The organism is Bacteroides sp. B1-V-101 (assembly GCF_023656585.1).
Lineage (GTDB): Bacteria > Bacteroidota > Bacteroidia > Bacteroidales > Bacteroidaceae > Bacteroides > Bacteroides thetaiotaomicron.
The window spans coordinates 25608-46727 of record NZ_JAMOKH010000047.1; the positions used below are offsets into that span (position 1 = coordinate 25608).

Annotated in this window: 21 protein-coding genes; 1 reads left to right on the forward strand and 20 read right to left on the reverse strand. The window is 39.2% G+C overall.

The window, feature by feature from the left end; translation table 11 throughout:
- Positions 1 to 75: 75 nt before the first annotated feature.
- The 9 genes from NBH01_RS23045 to dnaB all read right to left on the reverse strand — a co-directional run bounded on the left by NBH01_RS23045 (position 76) and on the right by dnaB (position 11466).
- The gene (locus NBH01_RS23045; RefSeq protein WP_225694322.1) at positions 76 to 1755 is read right to left on the reverse strand and encodes an O-antigen ligase family protein; all 1680 of its coding nucleotides are present in this window, start codon (positions 1753 to 1755) and stop codon (positions 76 to 78) included.
- Between the two features lie 109 nt (positions 1756 to 1864).
- Positions 1865 to 2935, reverse strand: coding sequence for a DUF4934 domain-containing protein (locus NBH01_RS23050; RefSeq protein WP_234141722.1), 1071 nt, complete (start codon positions 2933 to 2935; stop codon positions 1865 to 1867).
- A gap of 103 nt (positions 2936 to 3038) precedes the next feature.
- Positions 3039 to 3473, reverse strand: a complete 435-nt coding sequence (locus NBH01_RS23055; RefSeq protein ID WP_234141721.1) for a hypothetical protein — start codon at positions 3471 to 3473, stop codon at positions 3039 to 3041.
- 33 nt (positions 3474 to 3506) lie between these two features.
- Positions 3507 to 4682 (reverse strand): DUF4934 domain-containing protein, encoded by a 1176-nt coding sequence (locus NBH01_RS23060; RefSeq protein WP_250700326.1) that lies wholly within the window; start codon positions 4680 to 4682, stop codon positions 3507 to 3509.
- Between the two features lie 17 nt (positions 4683 to 4699).
- Positions 4700 to 5110: a hypothetical protein gene (locus NBH01_RS23065; protein ID WP_055218236.1), complete on the reverse strand. Its 411-nt coding sequence runs from the start codon at positions 5108 to 5110 to the stop codon at positions 4700 to 4702.
- A 39-nt stretch (positions 5111 to 5149) separates the two neighbouring features.
- Positions 5150 to 6007, reverse strand: coding sequence for a signal peptidase I (gene lepB, locus NBH01_RS23070; RefSeq protein ID WP_055218238.1), 858 nt, complete (start codon positions 6005 to 6007; stop codon positions 5150 to 5152).
- A gap of 295 nt (positions 6008 to 6302) precedes the next feature.
- Complete coding sequence (locus NBH01_RS23075) at positions 6303 to 8219, reverse strand: hypothetical protein (RefSeq protein ID WP_250700327.1); 1917 nt, start codon at positions 8217 to 8219, stop codon at positions 6303 to 6305.
- Between the two features lie 368 nt (positions 8220 to 8587).
- Complete coding sequence (locus NBH01_RS23080; RefSeq protein WP_234141717.1) at positions 8588 to 9652, reverse strand: winged helix-turn-helix domain-containing protein; 1065 nt, start codon at positions 9650 to 9652, stop codon at positions 8588 to 8590.
- 260 nt (positions 9653 to 9912) lie between these two features.
- The gene (gene dnaB, locus NBH01_RS23085; protein ID WP_225694285.1) at positions 9913 to 11466 is read right to left on the reverse strand and encodes a replicative DNA helicase; all 1554 of its coding nucleotides are present in this window, start codon (positions 11464 to 11466) and stop codon (positions 9913 to 9915) included.
- Between the two features lie 198 nt (positions 11467 to 11664).
- Between dnaB and ispE the strand changes: the two genes are divergently transcribed.
- A complete protein-coding gene (gene ispE / locus NBH01_RS23090) occupies positions 11665 to 12489 on the forward strand; it encodes a 4-(cytidine 5'-diphospho)-2-C-methyl-D-erythritol kinase (protein WP_250700328.1) in 825 nt (274 codons plus the stop codon).
- A gap of 232 nt (positions 12490 to 12721) precedes the next feature.
- Here the strand turns inward: ispE and galE are convergent, their stop codons facing one another.
- From galE to NBH01_RS23145, 11 genes are all read right to left on the reverse strand, one after another.
- Positions 12722 to 13756, reverse strand: coding sequence for a UDP-glucose 4-epimerase GalE (gene galE, locus NBH01_RS23095; protein WP_048694868.1), 1035 nt, complete (start codon positions 13754 to 13756; stop codon positions 12722 to 12724).
- A gap of 259 nt (positions 13757 to 14015) precedes the next feature.
- Positions 14016 to 14588, reverse strand: a complete 573-nt coding sequence (gene rsxA / locus NBH01_RS23100) for an electron transport complex subunit RsxA (protein ID WP_008761247.1) — start codon at positions 14586 to 14588, stop codon at positions 14016 to 14018.
- A 22-nt stretch (positions 14589 to 14610) separates the two neighbouring features.
- Positions 14611 to 15195 carry an electron transport complex subunit RsxE gene (gene rsxE / locus NBH01_RS23105; protein ID WP_250700329.1) on the reverse strand — a complete coding sequence of 195 codons (585 nt, stop codon included), beginning with the start codon at positions 15193 to 15195 and terminating at the stop codon, positions 14611 to 14613.
- Between the two features lie 17 nt (positions 15196 to 15212).
- Positions 15213 to 15926 (reverse strand): RnfABCDGE type electron transport complex subunit G, encoded by a 714-nt coding sequence (locus NBH01_RS23110; protein ID WP_032813361.1) that lies wholly within the window; start codon positions 15924 to 15926, stop codon positions 15213 to 15215.
- Positions 15923 to 16915: an RnfABCDGE type electron transport complex subunit D gene (locus NBH01_RS23115; protein ID WP_008761244.1), complete on the reverse strand. Its 993-nt coding sequence runs from the start codon at positions 16913 to 16915 to the stop codon at positions 15923 to 15925. Before NBH01_RS23115 ends, NBH01_RS23110 begins: the two co-directional genes overlap by 4 nt.
- Before the next feature lie 6 nt (positions 16916 to 16921).
- Positions 16922 to 18259 carry an electron transport complex subunit RsxC gene (gene rsxC, locus NBH01_RS23120; RefSeq protein WP_250700330.1) on the reverse strand — a complete coding sequence of 446 codons (1338 nt, stop codon included), beginning with the start codon at positions 18257 to 18259 and terminating at the stop codon, positions 16922 to 16924.
- 24 nt (positions 18260 to 18283) lie between these two features.
- Positions 18284 to 19165: a Fe-S cluster domain-containing protein gene (locus NBH01_RS23125; protein ID WP_008761242.1), complete on the reverse strand. Its 882-nt coding sequence runs from the start codon at positions 19163 to 19165 to the stop codon at positions 18284 to 18286.
- Between the two features lie 6 nt (positions 19166 to 19171).
- A complete protein-coding gene (locus NBH01_RS23130; protein WP_008765125.1) occupies positions 19172 to 19597 on the reverse strand; it encodes a SoxR reducing system RseC family protein in 426 nt (141 codons plus the stop codon).
- Positions 19598 to 19827: 230 nt separating this feature from the next.
- Positions 19828 to 19920, reverse strand: a complete 93-nt coding sequence (locus tag NBH01_RS23135; protein ID WP_008765124.1) for a smalltalk protein — start codon at positions 19918 to 19920, stop codon at positions 19828 to 19830.
- Positions 19921 to 19955: 35 nt separating this feature from the next.
- On the reverse strand, positions 19956 to 20477 hold the full coding sequence (locus NBH01_RS23140; RefSeq protein WP_008761240.1) for an HU family DNA-binding protein: 522 nt from the start codon (positions 20475 to 20477) through the stop codon (positions 19956 to 19958).
- A 156-nt stretch (positions 20478 to 20633) separates the two neighbouring features.
- On the reverse strand, positions 20634 to 21120 hold a 487-nt coding region (locus NBH01_RS23145), incomplete at its 5' end, for a tyrosine-protein kinase family protein (RefSeq protein ID WP_502801505.1).

A 21120-nucleotide genomic window follows, 5' to 3' on the forward strand; every position in this document is an offset into this window, starting at 1 on the left:
CGTTTCGATCTCTTCAACCGTATCTTTTCATCTAATGGAGCGGTCGTTTCGATTCAATCGAGCGGTCATTTGTCTCTAATTGACCGTATCTTTCGAATTGAAAGAATTCAGAGGGATAAATCCATCCAATAAGCCTCTCATTTCTTTGCGCATAGTATTTATAGCCTTAGAAGGCACTTTCGGCTCTTTATTGAGTACCACATTAGCCATATTTATCATTTTTTCCTCATCATAAAAAGACGGAACAGCATATAACTTAGCTAATAAATAGTAAGGGTAAAGTCTTCCCGGTAATAAATGAATAGAACGTATAAATAATTTTTCAGCTTTATCATACTCCCCTTTATTTTGATAATTCAAGCCCATTATATTCAAGATCATAGGGTCACAACTTAATCTAGTAGTTTCTTTCAGTATCTCTAGTGATACATCATATTGTTTCAATTTATATAATGTATGTCCATATTCGTACATAAAAATAGCTCTATTATTTAATTTAGGATAAAGTTTTTCATATCGCTTCGTCGCTTCTCTATATGCTCCCGCTCGATATAATATATGACAACCTGTCCATTCTTTACATTCTCTTGATACGTCCCTCTTCAGCCAATATGCGCCAGCACTTCCTATTATCAATGCAAATATTAATAATCCAATTTTAGATTGTCCTATTAAGCATACAGCCAATAAAAATGCCAATGTGATAATAAATGTCGGTAACTGCATGGGATAAGAGGCAAGTCCAAAAACTAAAAGAGAAATTATTGCCCCACAAATTCCTATATTTTTTTGTTTTACACCTTCCCTTATGCACAAAATAATAATTATAGAAATGGCAATTAAAACTGGAATACCCCATTCTATAGCAACTTGCAAATATTCATTAAAAGCATACTCCGGACTTCCAGCGACAAGTTCCTCTTGTTTTGAGTATTCGCCTTTAGAGAAATAGGTTTCTTGTGCCATACCATAAGCCATAGGAAAATTATTTATACCATATCCACTAAACGGTTTTTCAACAATTGCCAAACAGCTTATTTTCCACATAAACAGTCGACCATAAGCTGAATCTTTCTTTAGTTGAAAAACGATAATACTTCCCAACACCAAAGCAACAAAACAAACAGAAGCAACAGCTATAACTTTTCCTTTTTTTTGCTGGTATACTATTCTTAATTTAGTGAGCCATGAAAAATGCACTCCACATACATATATGATAGATATAAATACTGCTATCCATGCAGTACGACTTATTCCTGCTGGCAAAACACAGAATATCAGCATCATGGTGGCTAATGCCAAGTAATATTGTAGTAGTTCAAATATTGACTTTGACACTTTAATTCTCAAACGCAAATATTCATATAAGCAAAGCGGACAAATCATGGCTAAATATCCTGAATATGGACCAGGATTAAAAAATGTACCAGTCATTGAGTACAATGCATGATTGGAAGCATTCAACCCATATAGTTGTCCTAATCCCCAAACGGACTCTACTCCTCCTGCCACAATCAATACCCAAATTACGATATCAGGAAAGTATGACTTCCCATGAATGTGAAAACAACTAGTACAAATAGTGATAAAACAGAATAAAATACCCATTTTAGAGAACCAACTCCACTGCCCTGCTAACTCTGGTAGCAATTCTATTTGAGGAACAAACACTATTGCTAAAACTAATATAGTAGCTATAGTCAAAAGTGAAATACACAAATATTTTACAATAGCCATTCTCGCATCTTTAATCATTTTGCATACTTTTTTTCTTATAGTATCCACTTAAAATCGCGTTACTCAGATGAATAATTTCATGTCTGAATAACACGATTCTAACTACATACCAGTAATATCAAAAGAATTAGAAATCATAAATAAATAGAACGGGATTCGCTTCATCATCCATCGCATTTATTTTTTTTGAAAAATCTACATTCCATTTTGCTGCATCAGGATTATATTTTAATCGATCTTCCAGCATTTGTTTCATTCTACTAACAGACTCAACAGTTGCCAATTTATTAGTATTTCCTATAATTTGAAAATCGCTTCCCCCCATACCCGATTCAGTATTGAGAAGGAAAGAATATCGAGTCATTTCTTGTTTTTGCTTATCACAAACAAAGACTCCAAGATTAGTCGTAAATAATAAGAATCTGGGACTTTCTACAAACTCCTTGACAGATATAATATACTTATTTTCCCGACAATAGTCCAAAAATTCAAATGATTTCATTTTCCCATCTAACAATTCTTTCGGCAATGTATGCTCTTTAAAATCCAATAGATATTTAGGATAAACCTTACCATCTTTAGCCTCAAATATTGTATTATCAAAATCTCTTGCAATAAGAACCGAAGAACCTTGCGTCATTGTACTTCCTTGGCAAAAATGACTAATTGTACTTGCATCATTATTTTTGAATGATTCTCCACGCTCCAATGCACTTTCCATATAATTTAATTGCCGATCATAAATGTCTATTTCCTTATTCTTATTAATGCCTGTATCATCATGCAGATAAATATACTTACCATCCATTCCTATATGGGAATAATATTTATCCCCTAATTGTTTTTCTCTTAATAGTTCACCGTGATATGAATAATATTGCACTTTAGAGGGACGTGTACATAATACCAAAAGTTCCTTATTGGTATTATCCACACAGATATCGCCTAAATCAATGTATTCTTTTGGACCAGCTCCCACATTCTGAATCGAATTTATGTACCTCCCTTTTGAATCATAAATAATTATGCTTTGAAAATTCTGATCCAGAATAAAAAGAGTATCATCCGCCATATATATGCGACTTACATATCCGATTAATGCAGAACTATCTGTCTCTAACGGTAACATAATTGCCGATTTGAAAAAGATAGTATCTTCCAATGCCCCAGCACTTTCTTTGAAAGTCAACGTTTTCATATCATAATTATTATCTTCTGTGTGAGTGCTTTTGCAACAAATGAAGAATATGATACATAGTGTAAATATAGAAAACTTCATATGATTATGGTCTTTTGTTATTTTAGAATCTGTCCTTTCTTTCACTTTCCTTTACTTCTCCAAGAAATTCACTTGCACCACAGTATTTCCCTTTAAAGCAAGAAACATCACCGTGTCCATTACAGTCAACTTGAGTGATTGCCATCTTATACCCCATGTACATCTTTTCTCCACCTATTTCTTTATGTAAATCTTCATATTCATATTCATAATATTGTAATTCTTTTCTCTCCATATACTTTGATCCACTATCACTTTCACCTTTAAAAGGATCTTCCGGAAAGTCTTCTGAAGATCCTTCTCCATAAGCAGGGCCATTTATCAGCTCTTTAACTTGTAATAAAGCATTATAACTAAATATATTTTCGTTACTTTTTACCTGAAATTGATATACATTAAGAAAAGAAAATAATCCTATTGCCAATATAACAATCCCTTTTATTACATTTAAATTCATATTACTTATTTTTTATAGTTTATAATAGATAGTCTAAAATTCATAGATGACCAAAATAGCATTATGCCTGTTATCTATCTTTGGCAATAGCTTTGAGGATTGTGCACTGATCCGTTTATAGAAAGAAGACTCTTTTACCGGTTGAATTTTTGAGTCCTTTACAAATGTAAGTGGCCAATACATAGCCAACCTATTATTTGTATTTCCTACAATTTGCATTTTGTTCTCAATATCATATCCTGTTATGGAATCTATAATGTAGTTATATTTAGTAATATCTCCAGTCTGTTTATTACACACACAAAATCCTACATTCGTATTAAAAAGCATAAGCTTATCATTCTCAATTACATCTGTAATAAAAGATATATAATTATGTTCCCTACATATCCTCATAAACTCAGAAGGTCTCATTTTTTGTTCCAACAAAATGTCTGGCAATGCATTATCTTCAAAATCCAATGTATATTCTAGAGACACTTTTCCATTTTCGGCACAGTATATTTTGTTATCAAAACACCTGGTAATATGAATAATTGTATCTTGAGTCATCATATTGCCCTTAGTAAACGAAAAATTACTAAATATCTCATGTCCCTTAAATTGCCGACTGACTTCTAAAGCTTCCTGTTTCTTCTCTAGATTCATATCATAGATCATAATTTCTTTCTCGCCTTTCATCACATTATAATCTTGCAAATAAATAAACTCTCCATCAGTGACAATAGATTCAAAATAAGTGGGTAATGCTTTTTCCCTCAAGAACTCTCCTTGATAAGAATAATACATTATTTTAGAAGGTTCAGAAGCTAACACCAGTAGTTCCTGACGCACTTTATCAATACAAATATCTGCTAGTTTCCTATATTCCTGAGAGCTATTTTCGATTCCCATAATCGTTTTTTTAGCATGTCCTTCTTTATCATATAGACTTACACATTGAAAGTTCTTTTCAAGTAAAAAGAATGTATTTCTATCAAAATAGATACGGTCAATCTTTGCCGCATATTTTTTAGTATCCATCTCCAATGGAATAATTGTGACCGACTTGAAGAGTAAACTATCCTGCATTCTCGTTTTCGACTCTTTTAAAACAAACTGATGTTCTTCTTTACCAGTTTCTTTACTTTTACACTCCATACTTTGGCAACATACGGATGTTGCCAACAATCCTCCAAAAAGAATAAATGATCTAATTTTCATATTCATACATTTATTATTATGTATCAAGAATTGGTATGTTTTTGATCTTCTGTTACTATTCTATTAAGAACTCTATCTCCCAAATAGACATTTGTAATACATGGCACTTCTCCTATTCCATAACAATTTACGCTTGTCGTAGGACATACATACTCAAGAAAGTAATTGCCACTTGGCAGATAAAAGTAAGTATACGAATTCGTTACCTCACGTACCTTTGCTCCATTTCCAGAACCGCTTTCCCACCAAGGATCTACAGGAAAATTTTCCGGAAAATCTTCAGCCTCGGCAAGCGTTTCTAATGGCATTGTTTGTAGCAATACATTATAAATAGATAGTTTCTCGCCATTCTTGACTTGAACTTTACAAAGATTAAGTATGGCAAATAAAACGACCACACCTAAAAAAGATAAACACGTAAATTTTGTTTTCATACTAGTAAATACTTCTAATTTATACTTGAAAATTATTAATTATTCGATTTTGCTTAATATCCTACTCCATCTTAATTTTCCTGATTCGTCATTCGATTTCCATATCAAAACAGCCTTTCCAACAATATATGATTCAGGCAATAGCCCCCAATAACGAGAATCCTGCGAACTGCCAACATTATCACCTGCCACAAAGTAATAGTTCTCCCGAAAACAATACCACTTTATAATACTATCATTCATATAAACTGTATCCTTTTTCAATATTAGTTTTGATCTTTGTTCCCAGTTTATCAATTCATGATAAAGCGAAACTGTTGTATCGTTTAATTCTATTGATTGACCTTTGCCAGGTATAGGAATAGGCCCCATCTCTTTGATTGTCCAGCGCATTTTTTCACACTGTGGATATGCGCACAATATTGATTGAGGAAATAGACTATCAGGAAGTAGTGAAATTTGTATTTGCGCTAATCGATTCCCTAATATATCTTGACATCCTTTTATATTATATACCCCTCTATGAATTTCCAAGGTATCTCCAGGCAAAGCTATGCACCTTTTCACATAGTACTTATGTATATCAAACTGTATACTATCCCATTTGCCTTCTGGATAAGGGAAGTTGAATACCAAAACATCATTCCTTTTAAATGTACCATAGCCTATAGCTCGATTTATGGTAATATCTTCTTTATTAAAAGCAGCAAATATGTTAAATAAACGTGCTCCTTTTATCATTTTATTCACTAGAATATAATCACCCGAAATTAGTGTGGGTTCCATAGAATTTGAAGGGATTCTAAATGAAGCGAAACAAAATATACCCATCATTAATACAATTACACAAAGTACACAAATGCACATTACGCAAATCTTTATTTTTTCCAACACCATATCTTAATCCTTTCCAACACCAAAGGTCACTTATTTAATCCAACCTAGAACCTAAATAAAATATCGTTTCTCACTTAATTGAGCGATTAACTCTTAAGATCAATGCGAATTGCCCGTAATATCCTATTATATCTCATAGCGTTTTTCAACGCTTTCATCACAGCTATAAAGTTAGTAGATTGAAAACCAACGCCAACAAATTACAGCGGACAATTTCGGACATGCTGTTTTTTTATTAAATAATGCATCTTTCAGTAACCAATAATAAAGATTTATAGCACATTATCCATTAACATTAATGGATATCAATCGTAAAATACTGCTTCCCGTTCCTGTAAACAAAGACCTGTTCTTCCCGTCCCTTCGTACGATCTCTCAGCCATAGCAACGCATTTTTGGGAACAGAATAATAAAGTTTCCTATCATTACCGGCTTTTTGAATTCCTAAAGACTCCCATCCATTTACTCCATTCTGGTAAAACAATTCATAACTATCTCCAGGCCAAACAAAATTATCATCGTTACGTGGAGCGAAAACAATCTTACTGATAGAATTTTTTTTATCAAGCTTGTATATAACAGAAGATGAAGCATCCTCAGGATCGGCCAAAAAAAAAGTAAGTATATTGCCATCAGTTATACCCTCCATATAAGGCGCATACGATACATCATTCATTCGATGCAAAGGTATTTTCATATTGCATAGAGTATCTTCATATACTGCAAGTTCCGCTAATTCCATTCGTTTACCCACTGGAGGAGAATAACGAATGTACGTATACTTTTTATGCACATTCAGCGGATTCAATCGATAATAATTGGTAGTAAGCGTATCCTTAAATTCATACAACAAATCTGCATGTTTAAAAGTCAAGTCGTTCGAAGCCTCTATCCTGGCTCCTATAATCGCCCGGTACAACCATACAGATATTGTGGGTTTAATAGACATTTTCCTCGTCAGAATTACTTTCTCCCAATCATTCATATCCGGCTTGAGTATCTCTGCTTTTCCCTTTCTATAAATAAATGGATATCCTACCGGACACTGTTGCCATCCATCACACTGAAATAATTGATAAATAATGTTAGGTTCCAAATTACAAAAGGTAACCAAATGCCCGTCTCTTTCTGCCATATCAATAAGCACCCATCCATTGGGGCTGAAAACACCCACATAAAGATATCGCTCCTTCGTCTTCACAGGAACAGTAAGTTTATTTTTAACAAAATAGTTCACAGTTACATCCTTTAAATATCGGTTTCTAAAAAAAGACGGAATCCTTGTATCTGTCAGATCTGTAGCAGGATTCAAAGTTTCCTGTACACCAAAGCAATAGCGATAGGCCTTACCCTTCCTTCTACCATCCGATCGTGGCTCCCGTGTCGGTTCTAGTTCTTCGGAATCAAATACTATAAAACGTCCGGTCGTATCCCGCAATGTATTCCATGAATGAAAATGCTGATAGTCCGGAGCATACCTAAAGAACTCAGTAGCCACTGGGATTCCGCATGCACGCATAGCATACAATGTGAAATCACATGCATCTCTACAATAGCCTGCAGGACGGCGAAACAAAAGTGTTCCATCTATATGTGGAATGGTAATATCTGTAAAATAGTGGAAACCTTTTTTGTGCAGTTCTTTGCAAAGTACACGACAAGCCTCTACCACATCTTCCCCTTGATAGACAGAATCCAACAATAAAGCATAATAATCATGATATAATTTCCTCCACGATGACAATGGTTCATTATCTATACGATATGGCAATATAAGTTCGCAAAAATCATCAAATTTCAAATTCCTGTTCCAAGATTTTTCTTTCCAAACATCAAATGCAAGATCTATATTCTCAATTAGGTAATCAGCGGTGATAACTTGTGCATCATATACCTTAGGCAAAGAATAAAAAGAGACATTGCTCCATTCTCTGATCAGCCCTCTAGGAAGACTATCTTGTGTAATCAAATGACAGACAGAGTCTAGTTGCCATCCTTTATAAGAATACCAATGTGGCATATTCCGTATTAAAAAACGGGCTGCTTCCAGCTTTTCAGGATCACCACGATAGTATATTAACACTTTTTCCAATTCTGTCCGATTATCTCCGGCAAAACTTAACGCCTGTTCCAAGCGTCTGTCACCAAATGAACAGGAGATGATTATAAAAAAAACAAGTACGAACAATATAGCTAAACTTAAATTTCTCATAGTATCTTTCTGTTTTATTCTATTTGAATTGTTTACTTTCCTAATATTCTAAATACTAGTTGTCTTGTCTTATTTCCGGCTCATTGCTGATAACATTTTAAACATATTCTCAGATCTATTTTACATAGTATCAATAATAGCCGAGTCCTATTCTCCATTAATCACATAGCCATCATGCAAATAGATAATTTTTCTGTTAGTTGCTATGTATATGACGTAAGGGTAGTTGATTGAGAATTAATAGCAATAGAAGATTACGGACATTTTCGGACATGCCTATTTATAGCAAACCCACATATCCTTTCCGATATATTTTTACCCTTTTCATCGATTTTTCTTATATTCAAAGTACAATCAATAATAAGTTATTAAAGAATGAGTTGATAGGAGTTCGTATTTCTTTTTACGACAACTTCTATTCCAATCTCACGAAACACTTGACGTAAACGGGTAATTGTTTTATGCATCCGTTCAGTAGTACCTGTTTTATCCGGCCACAAATTTTCTAAAATTACATCATACTCCAATATATAATCCTTTTTATTCAGAAAAAGTTCCAGTAAATGGCTGGATTGAGCCCAGATAGCCTTTTTAATTCCTTCTTTTTCTATGATATGCTGTTCTGCGTAGAATATGATATTTTCACCTAACACATAAGTACGTTTAGAAGTTACACTTTTCTTTTGTGCCAGCATTGGTAGTTTTATGATTTCCTCTCGCAACGTTTTCATCAACCTACTCCGTACTGCCAAAAAGATTTTATACATACAGCCAACTCCAGCAACATATAGCAAAAGATAACAAATTAACTCAAAACACATTATACTCCATATTGAATAATGAAGATAACCTATAACTTCTATTTCACTGGCATAACCAATATAAACTGTCAATATCTTATTAGATGAACTACACCATTCACTTTGAAATGTATTCTGCGATTGTACTTTACCATCCAGACCTGTCACCGAAATATATAATGCAGATGGAATAGAAATACCGGATTCTTGTAAACATCCCCTCCAAATAGCATTAAAAGAGTCCGGCTGGAGTGGATCTCTAAAAATATTAATGGAATGGATAAGACGCATTTCCACTTCACTTTCTACATTCAATCTATTCCTCTCAGGGTCCATTCGATATGCATATCTTCTTCCCTTCTCGTCTTTCCAAAAAACAGAATCAGGCAAATGATGAGCAGACTTAGCGGCATGAGAATAATACAAAAAATTTCCTTCAACGTACCTATCCTCCAGTTCGTATTCTACAGCTTCCAAAAAAGCATTTTTTGCTTTCGCTTTGAGTCCTGCAAGCTTTATTTCATAAGTGTATTTACAAACAGAAAAGCATATTCCTCCTAAAATACAAACAATTACGGATAATAATTTATACTTAAATGTTTCAGTGTGTTTTATTTTTGATGTATTAGTCATAGTAGCAATAAGTATCTTTTTTAGATTAAGGTTATCAAAAGTAACCTTTTTTTATAATATATCAAAGCAAACACTTCATTTCATAAAAAATATTATGATGTAAAAGATAGTGCCAGCATCCTATTAAAAATCTATAGTGACACTATCTTACTAAAAAAGTGACAGTATATGCACAGAATAATATCATTATCATGTACATATACTGTCACTATATTTAAGTAACAAATTTGTTAAATAGATTCAATCCAAACGAACGTTTTTTAAAAAGGCAACGGCCCTTCCGTTGCACCGAACGGATTATTTCCCTGCGGAACAAAGTCTGGTTCCGGCGGAGGCGGAGGCATAGCACCGGCATTCAGTTTAGACCCCAGCATGGCACCTGTAGGTTCACCCGGCATCGGTATAACCATATCATCTTCCGGATTAGAGAATCGTGTAAACTCACCTTTGAATCGGAGCAAGACTTCACCTACCGCACCATTACGATGCTTGGCTATCACAATTTCTGCCATACCGCGCAGGTCGTTACCACGATCATCCTGATAAATCTTATAATATTCCGGACGGTGAATAAAGCACACCATATCGGCATCCTGCTCGATGGCTCCGGATTCACGAAGGTCACTCAACTGAGGGCGTTTACCGTCAATACCTTCACGACTCTCCACACCACGATTCAACTGCGACAAGGCTATAATGGGAATGTTCAACTCCTTCGCCAATCCTTTCAACGAACGGGATATCGTACTAACCTCTTCCTGACGACTACCGAATGCCATACCACTCGCATTCATCAACTGAAGGTAGTCAATAATAATGATTCTCACCCCATGTTCACGCACCAGACGACGTGCTTTGGTCCGGAGTTCAAACACAGACAAAGACGGAGTATCGTCCACATAAAGCGGAGCATCCAGCAGATCTTTCAGTTTGTAGTCCAACTGTTGCCACTCATAGCTTGCCAATTGTCCACTTTTGATCTTCTCACTCGGAATCTCACAAACATTGGTGATAAGACGGTTGACCAACTGGACATTACTCATTTCAAGAGAGAACAACGCTACCGGATTCCGATAATCAACGGCAATATTCTTAGCCATGGAAAGTACGAAAGCTGTCTTACCCATGGCAGGACGGGCAGCGATTATAATAAGGTCGGAGTTCTGCCAACCGGAGGTCATCTTGTCCAACTTCGTAAATCCACTTTCAAGACCACTCAGACCGTCCGTTCGTGCAGCCGCTTTCTGAATCAGCTTATACGCTTCGTCAATTACCGGATTAATCTGCGTATAGTCTTTCTTCATATTCTGCTGGGAAATCTCAAACAACTTGCCTTCCGCCTCCTGCATCAAGTCGTCCACATCCAGTGTCTCATCAAAAGCCTTGCTTTGAATATTACTGGTAAACGTTATCAATTCGCGCGCCAACGATTTTTGTGCAATAATACGGGCGTGATATTCGATATGTGCGGAAGAAGCAACCTTACTGCTCAACTGAGTAATATAGAACGGTCCACCGACCTCTTCCAACTCACCTCTTTTGCTTAACTGCTCTTTGACTGTCAGAATGTCCACCGGCTTCTGATTAACGGCAAGATCAGTAATGGCAGCATAAATCAACTGATGACGATGCTCATAAAATGACTCCGGGCGAAGAATCTCACTCACCAGCGAATAAGCATCCTTCTCAATCATTAAAGCACCCAACACCGCCTCTTCCAGCTCCGGTGCCTGAGGTTGGATACGACCATAATCATTGACCGGTTGTACTTTAGTTGATTTTGTGTTACGGGAATTTCTTCTTTGTTCAGCCATCTGCTTATATACAATTTTATGATTTACAATTTATGATCCCCGGCTTTTATACATAGTAAAATCCGAAAGGGATGACAAAGATAGAATATAATAATGAAGAAAAGATAAGGAAAAATGAAGATTTTAGTAACTTTGTCACCAATAGCATAAATTCGTAACCCATAATTTAAAATTCAAAAATAATAATTCAGAACGAATATGATCACTTTCCCAAACGCAAAAATAAACCTGGGACTCTCTATTACTGAGAAGCGTCCGGACGGATATCACAACCTCGAAACCGTATTCTACCCCGTCGCTCTCGAAGATGCGCTGGAAATCCGAACCAGCCCCGAAGCGGACAAAAAGTTCTCCCTGCATCAGTACGGAATGGAGATATCAGGTAATCCGAAAGACAATTTAGTGGTGAAAGCATATCTGCTATTAGATAAAGAGTTTCACCTCTCTCCTATCGAGATCCATCTGTACAAACACATTCCTTCCGGTGCCGGACTGGGAGGAGGCTCATCAGACGCAGCGTTCATGCTGAAATTACTCAACGAACACTTTCAGCTGAATTTATCCGAAGATCACCTGGAAATATATGCCGCAACTTTGGGAGCAGACTGCGCTTTCTTTATCAGAAACACCCCGACCTTTGCCGAAGGAATCGGTAACATATTCTCCCCCATTCCACTATCCTTAAAAGGATATCAGATTCTGATCATCAAACCGGATGTATTCGTATCAACACGGGAAGCTTTCGCCAATATTCACCCTCATCATCCCGAATACTCGATCAAAGAAGCGATCAAACGCCCGGTAAATGAATGGAAAGAGATATTAATCAATGATTTTGAAGACAGCGTATTCCCCCAGCATCCGGTGATCGGAGAAATTAAAGCCGAGCTATACAGGCAAGGGGCTGTTTATGCCTCTATGAGCGGCTCCGGTTCTTCCGTATATGGATTGTTCGAGCCGGAAGGAACTTTACCTGAAACCGATTGGGGAACTAACGTATTCTGTTTTAAAGGCAGGCTGTAAAGGAGTAACAAAAAACGGTACCACGACTCCCGTCGTAGTACCGTCACAACACAAACACAAAATAAAACACGACAAAACTACTATGCAATCATACCTGTCTATGCCGGAGAGGCATAAGTACCATTTACTCATATTCACATACTCACAAACAGATCAAGCTGATTAGCATCTAATAAACAAATCGCATGAACGATTTGTTTAAACTTTTATGTTAATTAAAACAAATATCTTTTTACTGAATGCCTCTTTCACGGAGTTTCAGCTGCCAATTCCATGCAGAGCGTAAAGTATCTTCTAATGTTTCTACCGCTTTCCAACCCAGTTCCTGGTTGGCAAAATCGGGGTTAGCCCATACCTTTTCAATATCCCCTGCGCGACGGCCTACAATCTGATAATTCAGTTTAACGCCGGTAGCTTTTTCAAAGCCATTAATCAGTTCCAATACTGAAACACCGCGTCCTGTACCGATATTGAATACTTCTACTTTTTCTTTCTGTTTTTGCTCCAAAATACGGCGGATTGCAATCACGTGTGCTTTAGCCAAGTCAACAACATTGATAAAGTCACGGATACAAGAACCGTCAGGAGTATCATAATCGTCACCGAATACACTTAGTTTTTCACGGATACCCATCGCTGTCTGAGTCAGATAAGGAATCAGGTTTTGAGGAACACCGTTCGGAAGTTCACCCAGCAATGCTGTAGGATGTGCGCCAATCGGATTGAAATAACGCAGCAAAATAGCATTGATCGGGGCACCGGAAGCTATTGTATCACGGATAATTTCTTCATTAATCTGTTTTGTATTTCCATAAGGTGATTCCGCTTTCTTGATCGGAGCCTTTTCCGTTACAGGCAACTCATCCGGTTGACCATATACTGTACAGGAAGAAGAGAACACAATGCCTTCTACTCCATGCTTAGGCATTAACTCCAGAAGGTTGATTAAAGAAACCAGGTTGTTACGGTAATAAAGCAACGGCTTCTCTACCGACTCTCCTACTGCTTTGCTTGCTGCGAAATGAATAATCGCTTTAATTCCTTTATATTTGGCAAATACGGCATCAAGGCCAGCAAAATCAAGACAATCCAGTTTTTCAAAAGCTGGGCGGATACCGGATACTTTCTCTATATTGTCAACAACGTCAGCACTCGAATTTGATAAATTATCGATAATGATTACTTCGTATCCACTGTTTTGTAGTTCTACAACGGTATGAGACCCAATATAGCCTGTTCCTCCCGTTACTAAAATTCTTTCTTTCATATAATTTTAAAATATGGTTAGTTTTTCGGTTTTCAGTTTGTTTGAGGTACAAATGTATGGAAATAAAATGGAAATGCAATAAACTATCGCAATTTTATTCACAGGAAGATACTTACGGGACGATTTGAGGGCGTTTTGGTATGATAAAAAACATATTCGGTATGAAGCAGATATAAAGAAAAAGGCCGGAAACAAACTGCCTGTATGTTGCCATACGACAGAGTTTCCAGCCTCTTTATCTAATTATCAACTTAGTCTTTTACACGACGCCAGAGAAGCCCATGAATGCCATTGCCAGCAAACCTGCAGTAATCAAAGCAATCGGAGTCCCCTGCATTCCTTTCGGAATCTTCACCAAGGTCATCTGCTCACGCAATCCGGCAAACAATACCAGTGCCAGACCGAAGCCAAGAGCAGTAGAGAATGCGTATACAACACCTGTCAGCAGATCAAAGTCTTTCTGGATTACCAGGATTGCCACACCGAGAATACAGCAGTTCGTTGTAATCAACGGCAGAAACACACCCAGTGCCTGATACAAAGAAGGAGAAACTTTCTTCAGAATAATTTCTACCATCTGCACCAGTCCGGCAATAACCAGAATAAAAGTGATTGTCTGTAAGTACCCCAATCCGAAAGCATCCAACACAAACTTCTGAATCAGGAATGTGACGATGGTAGCGATAGTCAGCACGAAAGCAACTGCCGCACTCATACCCATCGCTGTTTCCACCTTCTTGGAAACACCCAGGAACGGACAGATTCCCAGGAACTGCGACAACACAATGTTGTTTACAAAGATTGCCGAGATAAATATCAATATATATTCCATATTCTTTTCTTATTTAATAGAGTTAGGCTTTCTTCAGACTATTAATAATGGAAATCAGATAACCTAAAGCGATAAAGGCACCCGGAGCCAGAACAAAGATCAGCATTCCGTATTCTTCCGGCAGAATGGTCAGATTAAATATCTTACCTGTTCCGAGGAATTCACGTACGGCACCCAACAGAGTCAGGGCAATGGTAAAACCAAATCCCATACCGATACCATCAAACATAGAAGCCAGCGGATTGTTCTTCGCTGCGAAAGCTTCCGCACGTCCCAGTACGATACAGTTTACTACGATCAGCGGAATGAAAAGACCGAGAGTAGCATACAGATCGGGCACGTATGCTTGCATTATCATCTGCAACAGTGTCACGAATGACGCGATCACCACGATAAATGAAGGGATGCGTACCATATCCGGAATCAGATTCTTGATAGATGAAATTACCACGTTCGAGCAAATCAGGACGAACATAGTGGCTAGTCCCATACCCATACCATTGATTGCCGATGATGTCGTACCCAATGTAGGACACATACCGAGCAGGAGCACAAAAATAGGATTCTCTTTGATAATCCCGTTCATCATTACTTTAAAATTATTCATAACTGTCTCCTCCTTTCTTAGTTATTAGTGTCATTAGCAGCTGCTTCACCTTCCGGTGCAACAGCCGGTTCATTTTTCTGGGAAGCTCCGGAATTCGTATCCACCTCACCGCCTTTATATGCCTGATAAGCAGCATTCACCGCATTCAGGAAAGCACGTGAAGTGATAGTAGAAGCCGTGATAGCATCTACCTGTCCATTCATGTCTTTGGTCACAGCCAATGGAGTCTCTCCCGGATTCATGCCCAAAATAGACTTTGCACTTTCTTCGTGAGATACCGGTTTTTCGTTCTTTGCAGGATCATAAGCTCCAAACCATTTGTCCGCTTTCGAACCCAATCCCGGAGTTTCAGCGTGCGCCAATAAAGAGTAGTTATAAATCTTGCCTTCAGCATCAAAGCCCACCAGCACTTTCAGTTCACCGCCAAATCCCATTGACTTGGCTTCAACGGCAGAACCTACCCACTTTTCGCCATTCTTGGCCGGATAGATAATGAAATCCACGATTTTCTTTCCGTCTTTCTCGCTGAAAACAGTATCGCTTTCGGCTACCGGATTATTGGTATATTCAGGAAGCACCTTTTTCAAGGCCTCGTTCAGCGTCTTTGCATTCGCTTCGGCAATCGGGCCTTTTGTCAGTTCGTTCACATAAGCCAGCAACGCTACGGAAACGGCTGTAACGCCCGTAAGTACCAGCAACATATTCTTTAAAGATGATTGTAACTTTTTCATTTCTTCTTCGCTACCTCCCCAAAGCGTTTAGGTTTACAATAGGTGTTAATCAGCGGAGTGAACGCATTCATAATCAGGATGGCGAATGACATACCTTCGGGATATGCACCGAACAGACGGATAACCACCGTCAGCAGACCGATACAAACACCGTAAATCAGCATACCTTTCTTGCTCATCGGAGAAGTCACATAGTCGGTTGCCATAAAGACAGCTCCCAGCATCAGACCTCCGGAGAGTAGTTGCAATATCGGAGAAACATACTTTTCGGGATCCACCATGTGCATAATGCCTGCAAATACAAATACAGTCACAATGATAGAAACCGGAATATGCCAGGTGATGATCTTTTTCCAGAGCATGTATACCAGTCCGAGCAACAGTGCCAGCGCACTTACTTCACCGATACATCCGCCGTTCTGTCCGATAAACAGAGTCAGCGCATCAGGTATCTGGCTCAAAGCACTTGCATCGCCGTGAATAGCCTGTTTCATCAATGCCAGTGGAGTAGCACCGGTGGTAGCGTCCATATAAGATGTCAGCTGACCTACTACCGGCCATGTTGTCATCTGCACCGGGAAAGAAAGCAACAGGAATACACGTCCCGCCAATGCCGGGTTGAATGGGTTGCAGCCCAGACCACCGAAAGACATCTTGCCTACACCAATTGCGAACAGTGCACCCAGAATGATAATCCAGATAGGCAGATTGGAAGGTAGATTGAATGCCAGCAACACACCTGTAATGACAGCAGAACCGTCACAGATGGTTGTAGCAGGTTTCTTCATTAAGAATTTAACGATCGCCCATTCGAAGAATAAACAGGCTGCTACCGAAGTAGCCGTGACAATCAGAGCCCCCAGGCCGAAAAAATAAAGCGACACCAGAAAAGCCGGAATCAGTGCGATCAGCACGCCATACATATTTTTCTGTACGCTGTCTCCGCCATGCACGTGGGGTGATAGTGATACGATTAATTTATTTTCCATACTTCGTTATTTTTTAGCTTGACGTGCACGAATCATGCCTCCTACTTTACCCTTACCCAAGCGGCAGTAATCAAGCAGCGGACGGTTGGCAGGACAAGTGAACTGACAGGAACCGCACTCGATACAATCCATGATTCTTTCTTTTTCCATTGTTTCAAAATCTCCGTTTTCGGACAAAGCTCCGAGCAAGTACGGCTCCAATCCCATCGGACAAGCGCTCACACACTTTGCGCAACGGATACAGGTTTGTGCTTCACCACGTTTGGCTTCCTTCTGATTCATAATCAGGATGCCGGAACTGCCTTTTGCGGTAGGAACTTCGATATTCACCAGAGCCTTACCCATCATCGGACCGCCACCGATCACTTTTCCCGTATCCTCCGGCAGACCGCCACAAGCATCAATCAGCTGTTTCATCGGTGTACCGATACGCGCCAGGAAGTTGGAAGGTTTGGCCACAGACTTACCAGTTACGGTAATCACACGTTCAAACAACGGTTTATTTTTCTGAACAGCTTCATAAACAGCAAATGCCGTACCCACATTCTGCACAACTGCCCCAGTAGAGATAGGCAGCGCACCACTTGCCACCTGGCGTTTGGTAATCGCATCAATCAACTGTTTCTCACCGCCCTGAGGATATTTCACTTTCAAAGGAACAACTTCAATGCCTGCATAACTGGAAGCGACTTTCGTCATCAGTTCAATAGCATCCGGCTTGTTATTCTCAATTCCGATAAATGCCTTATTTACCTTCACGGCTTTCATCAGAATGGAGACACCTACCATGACTTCTTCCGCGTGTTCCAGCATCAGCTGATGGTCGGCAGTCAGATACGGTTCACATTCCACCGCATTGATAATCACACATTCTGCCTTGAACGAAGGCGGCGGACAAAGTTTCACCTGTGTAGGGAAACAAGCACCACCCAAACCTACGATACCGGCATCGGCAATCTTCTTCACGATTTCTTCGGACGAAAGCTCACATTCTTTGACCAGTGTCTTGCTACGGTCAATGGCTTCTTCCCATTCATCGCCTTCTACATCAATAAAGATAGCAGGTTTTGCATAACCGCTCGCATCGACTATTGTATCAATCTTCGCCACTTTTCCACTGACAGAAGAGTGAATTGCTGCCGAAACGAAGCCGGCAGGTTCGGCAATCTTCGTGCCTACCTTCACCATATCACCTTTTGCAACTATCGGTTTGGCAGGTGCGCCAATGTGCTGCCCCAACAGAATAACTGCCTTTGCAGGAACTTCCGCTGTGATGATAGGTTGATGTGCCGACAATTTATTTTCGTGTGGATGAACTCCACCAATTGAAAATGTCTTTAACATACAATTCTGTATTTTATTCTGTTATTATTCTGTTACCTTCGGAGCTTCTGCAGCAACTGTTTTCGGTGCTTCTTCCGCCTTCGGTTTACGTGGAGGGAAGTTCAGCTCGATAATTGTGTTCTGCGGACAAACTTCCACGCACTTACGACATGATTTACACTTGTTCGGATCGATGTAAGCCAGGTTGTTCTCCAGCGTAATGGCTTCGAACGGACAAGTCTTGACACACTTACCACAGCCGATACAGCTCACTGTACAAGCCTTACGTGCTACGGCTCCCTTGTCTTTGTTCACACAAGAGATGTACACACGGCGTGATTTCTTGCCTTGCGGACGAATCTCGATGATCGCCTTCGGACAAGCCTTTACACAAGCGCCACAAGCTGTACATTTGGCTTCATCCACTTCCGGAAGTCCCGTTTCAGGATTCATGTGGATAGCATCGAACTGGCAGGCAGCCACACAGTCGCCACATCCGAGGCATCCGTAGCTACAACCCGTTTCTCCACCATACAATGAAGCGGCAATAGCGCAACTCTTCGCACCGTCGTATTGATTAATACGCGGACGGTTGGCACAGCTTCCGTTACATCTTACTACTGCTACCATCGGTTCAGCTTCAGTAGCTGCCAGTCCGAGAATATCAGCAATTTGTGCCATGACAGGCTGACCGCCTACAGGGCAGAATTTACCATCCAGCGAACCGGCTTTGACGCAAGCATCGGCAAATCCGCTACAACCAGGATAGCCACATCCACCACAGTTTGCCTGGGGCAACACTTCCCCCACCTGGGCAATCCGCGGGTCTTCATACACGGCAAATTTCTTGGAAGCTACATAAAGAATAGCGGCCAGCACGAGCGCTATAGCTCCCAATGAAATCACTGCAATCAGAATCAAATTCATAATGTTTTAGTTATTTATTGGTTTTATAGTAAATGAAAAATGTTGTTTCATTCGCGTTTTATTGAGCCACAATACGAAATAATAAGGAATAAGAACTGCCAGAGAAAGAAGAGCCGCATACAGTTCATTCCCTATCAATGCCATCCATGCGAACAGGGAAACAATCAGAAGTACAAAAGGAATTATGAATGCAAGGGTTACAGCCATCATGCCCATCGACGTTTCGCCGATCACCATCACCCGCTCTCCTACCTGATAGGAAGCAGCTGTAACATCCGTTATATCTATGATTTTGTCTTTACTATCCGCCGAAGAACAGTGGCCTTTTGCGCTACAAGCCGCACAAGCCGACGTCTGAACGATTCTCACCGACAGATGAGAACCCTGTATGTTTTCCACAATACCTAGATGCTTTATAGTATTATTCGTCATTTTGCAAACTCAACATTACAAATCGCGGCAAATTTAATCATTATTTGTGAACTACGAAGCATTCCCTCATTTTTTTCTACATAATAAAATGTTATTTTTTGTGTTTTCGTTATCGCACACGAAAAAGTAACGCCAACTATTTGATATTTTAGCATACAACAAAGCAGGCGGGAAAGTTCTTCCCACCTGCCTGTCTTATCTAACCAATTACTTTATTTACTGAATGCTGCTTACAATGATGCAGCCTGTACTCCCAGTACTCCGGCAATCGCACCGGCTACAGCAATGATTACTTTCAAAACTACACTCCAAGTTTTCTTCATAGATTTTTCCTCCTTTCTTTTTTAAGCTTTTCAGATTATACAGTCGGATCCGGGGCTTCCTCGTCTCCTCCTCCTTCATTTCCACCACCGCCATTTTCACCATCATCCGGATCATTCGGAGTCACAGAGGCGTTCAACTTCTTCAGATATTCATCCAGACTGATCAAATCCAGTTTTTCATCTGCACGGGTAGCCGTCTTCGTGATACGCAGTTCCTTATTCGCCTGAAAGAAAATGCGTACGCTATCCACACTTTTAGCATTGACATCTTTCGCTGCATCCGCTCCTTTCGAACAAGCAGTCAGCATAAATACCCCCAAGCCTTCGATATTCACAGACTTACCTTCCAGAAGTTGCTCTTTCATTTTCTCCACAAAATTCTGAATCACACTCTTGATATCACCGATAGATAAAGAAGAATAGCCCTGCATTTTCTGCGCAATATATTTCAGATTGACAGACTGACCTAAAGTGATCAGATGCGGATAATATTTCTTGGGAGAATTGGGAACACGCGGGTCAGATGGTCGCGTAACAACTTTGTAAATTACACTCATAATACGTTTTTTTAAAGATTCAAATTCAAGTTATTTTATTCACGTTTTGTTGATCAACAATGCAAAGGTGAGGCTTTTATTTCAGATAACAAAAAGAAAAGCCCCTTGCGGGGCTCTTTTTCTGAGAAAAGTTATAATTCATAGATATTCAGATATTTATCTTTTTGTATCTTGACCATATCCATAGCCGTAACCATAACGTTTACCATAGCCGTAGTGTTTGCCATACTTACCGTAGCCGTAATAATAACCGTATTTTCGCTTCTTCAGGTCTACGCCGTTGATGACGGTACAAAGATTAGGTAGCTTCTTCTCAAAAGACAGTTCATTGATCAATGTATATTCCGCCTTATGAGTGTAGTCAGCACGGCATACGTAAACTGACAAGTCTGCTACACGACCTATTAATAAGGTATCTGTCACCATGCCGATAGGAGCAGTATCAAGGATGACATAATCGAAGTTCTTCTTCAAGGTTTCTATCGCTCTGTCCAGGCCGTTACGGGCTAACAGTTCCGTTGGATTAGGAGGAACAGTACCACCCGGAAGAATAAACAGATTCTTATTTACATCAGAAGGCTGAACAAGTTCCATCAAATCCGTTTCAGGATTGGAAAGATACTGAGTAATACCTCTCTCCTTA

Coding starts and splice junctions, on each gene's coding strand:
- NBH01_RS23045 (WP_225694322.1), bottom strand. CDS start 1,755: ATGATTAAAGATGCGAGAATGGCTATTGTAAAATATTTGTGTATTTCA.
- NBH01_RS23050 (WP_234141722.1), bottom strand. CDS start 2,935: ATGAAAACGTTGACTTTCAAAGAAAGTGCTGGGGCATTGGAAGATACT.
- NBH01_RS23055 (WP_234141721.1), bottom strand. CDS start 3,473: ATGAATTTAAATGTAATAAAAGGGATTGTTATATTGGCAATAGGATTA.
- NBH01_RS23060 (WP_250700326.1), bottom strand. CDS start 4,682: ATGAATATGAAAATTAGATCATTTATTCTTTTTGGAGGATTGTTGGCA.
- NBH01_RS23065 (WP_055218236.1), bottom strand. CDS start 5,110: ATGAAAACAAAATTTACGTGTTTATCTTTTTTAGGTGTGGTCGTTTTA.
- lepB (WP_055218238.1), bottom strand. CDS start 6,007: ATGGTGTTGGAAAAAATAAAGATTTGCGTAATGTGCATTTGTGTACTT.
- NBH01_RS23075 (WP_250700327.1), bottom strand. CDS start 8,219: ATGAGAAATTTAAGTTTAGCTATATTGTTCGTACTTGTTTTTTTTATA.
- NBH01_RS23080 (WP_234141717.1), bottom strand. CDS start 9,652: ATGACTAATACATCAAAAATAAAACACACTGAAACATTTAAGTATAAA.
- dnaB (WP_225694285.1), bottom strand. CDS start 11,466: ATGGCTGAACAAAGAAGAAATTCCCGTAACACAAAATCAACTAAAGTA.
- ispE (WP_250700328.1), top strand. CDS start 11,665: ATGATCACTTTCCCAAACGCAAAAATAAACCTGGGACTCTCTATTACT.
- galE (WP_048694868.1), bottom strand. CDS start 13,756: ATGAAAGAAAGAATTTTAGTAACGGGAGGAACAGGCTATATTGGGTCT.
- rsxA (WP_008761247.1), bottom strand. CDS start 14,588: ATGGAATATATATTGATATTTATCTCGGCAATCTTTGTAAACAACATT.
- rsxE (WP_250700329.1), bottom strand. CDS start 15,195: ATGAATAATTTTAAAGTAATGATGAACGGGATTATCAAAGAGAATCCT.
- NBH01_RS23110 (WP_032813361.1), bottom strand. CDS start 15,926: ATGAAAAAGTTACAATCATCTTTAAAGAATATGTTGCTGGTACTTACG.
- NBH01_RS23115 (WP_008761244.1), bottom strand. CDS start 16,915: ATGGAAAATAAATTAATCGTATCACTATCACCCCACGTGCATGGCGGA.
- rsxC (WP_250700330.1), bottom strand. CDS start 18,259: ATGTTAAAGACATTTTCAATTGGTGGAGTTCATCCACACGAAAATAAA.
- NBH01_RS23125 (WP_008761242.1), bottom strand. CDS start 19,165: ATGAATTTGATTCTGATTGCAGTGATTTCATTGGGAGCTATAGCGCTC.
- NBH01_RS23130 (WP_008765125.1), bottom strand. CDS start 19,597: ATGACGAATAATACTATAAAGCATCTAGGTATTGTGGAAAACATACAG.
- NBH01_RS23135 (WP_008765124.1), bottom strand. CDS start 19,920: ATGAAGAAAACTTGGAGTGTAGTTTTGAAAGTAATCATTGCTGTAGCC.
- NBH01_RS23140 (WP_008761240.1), bottom strand. CDS start 20,477: ATGAGTGTAATTTACAAAGTTGTTACGCGACCATCTGACCCGCGTGTT.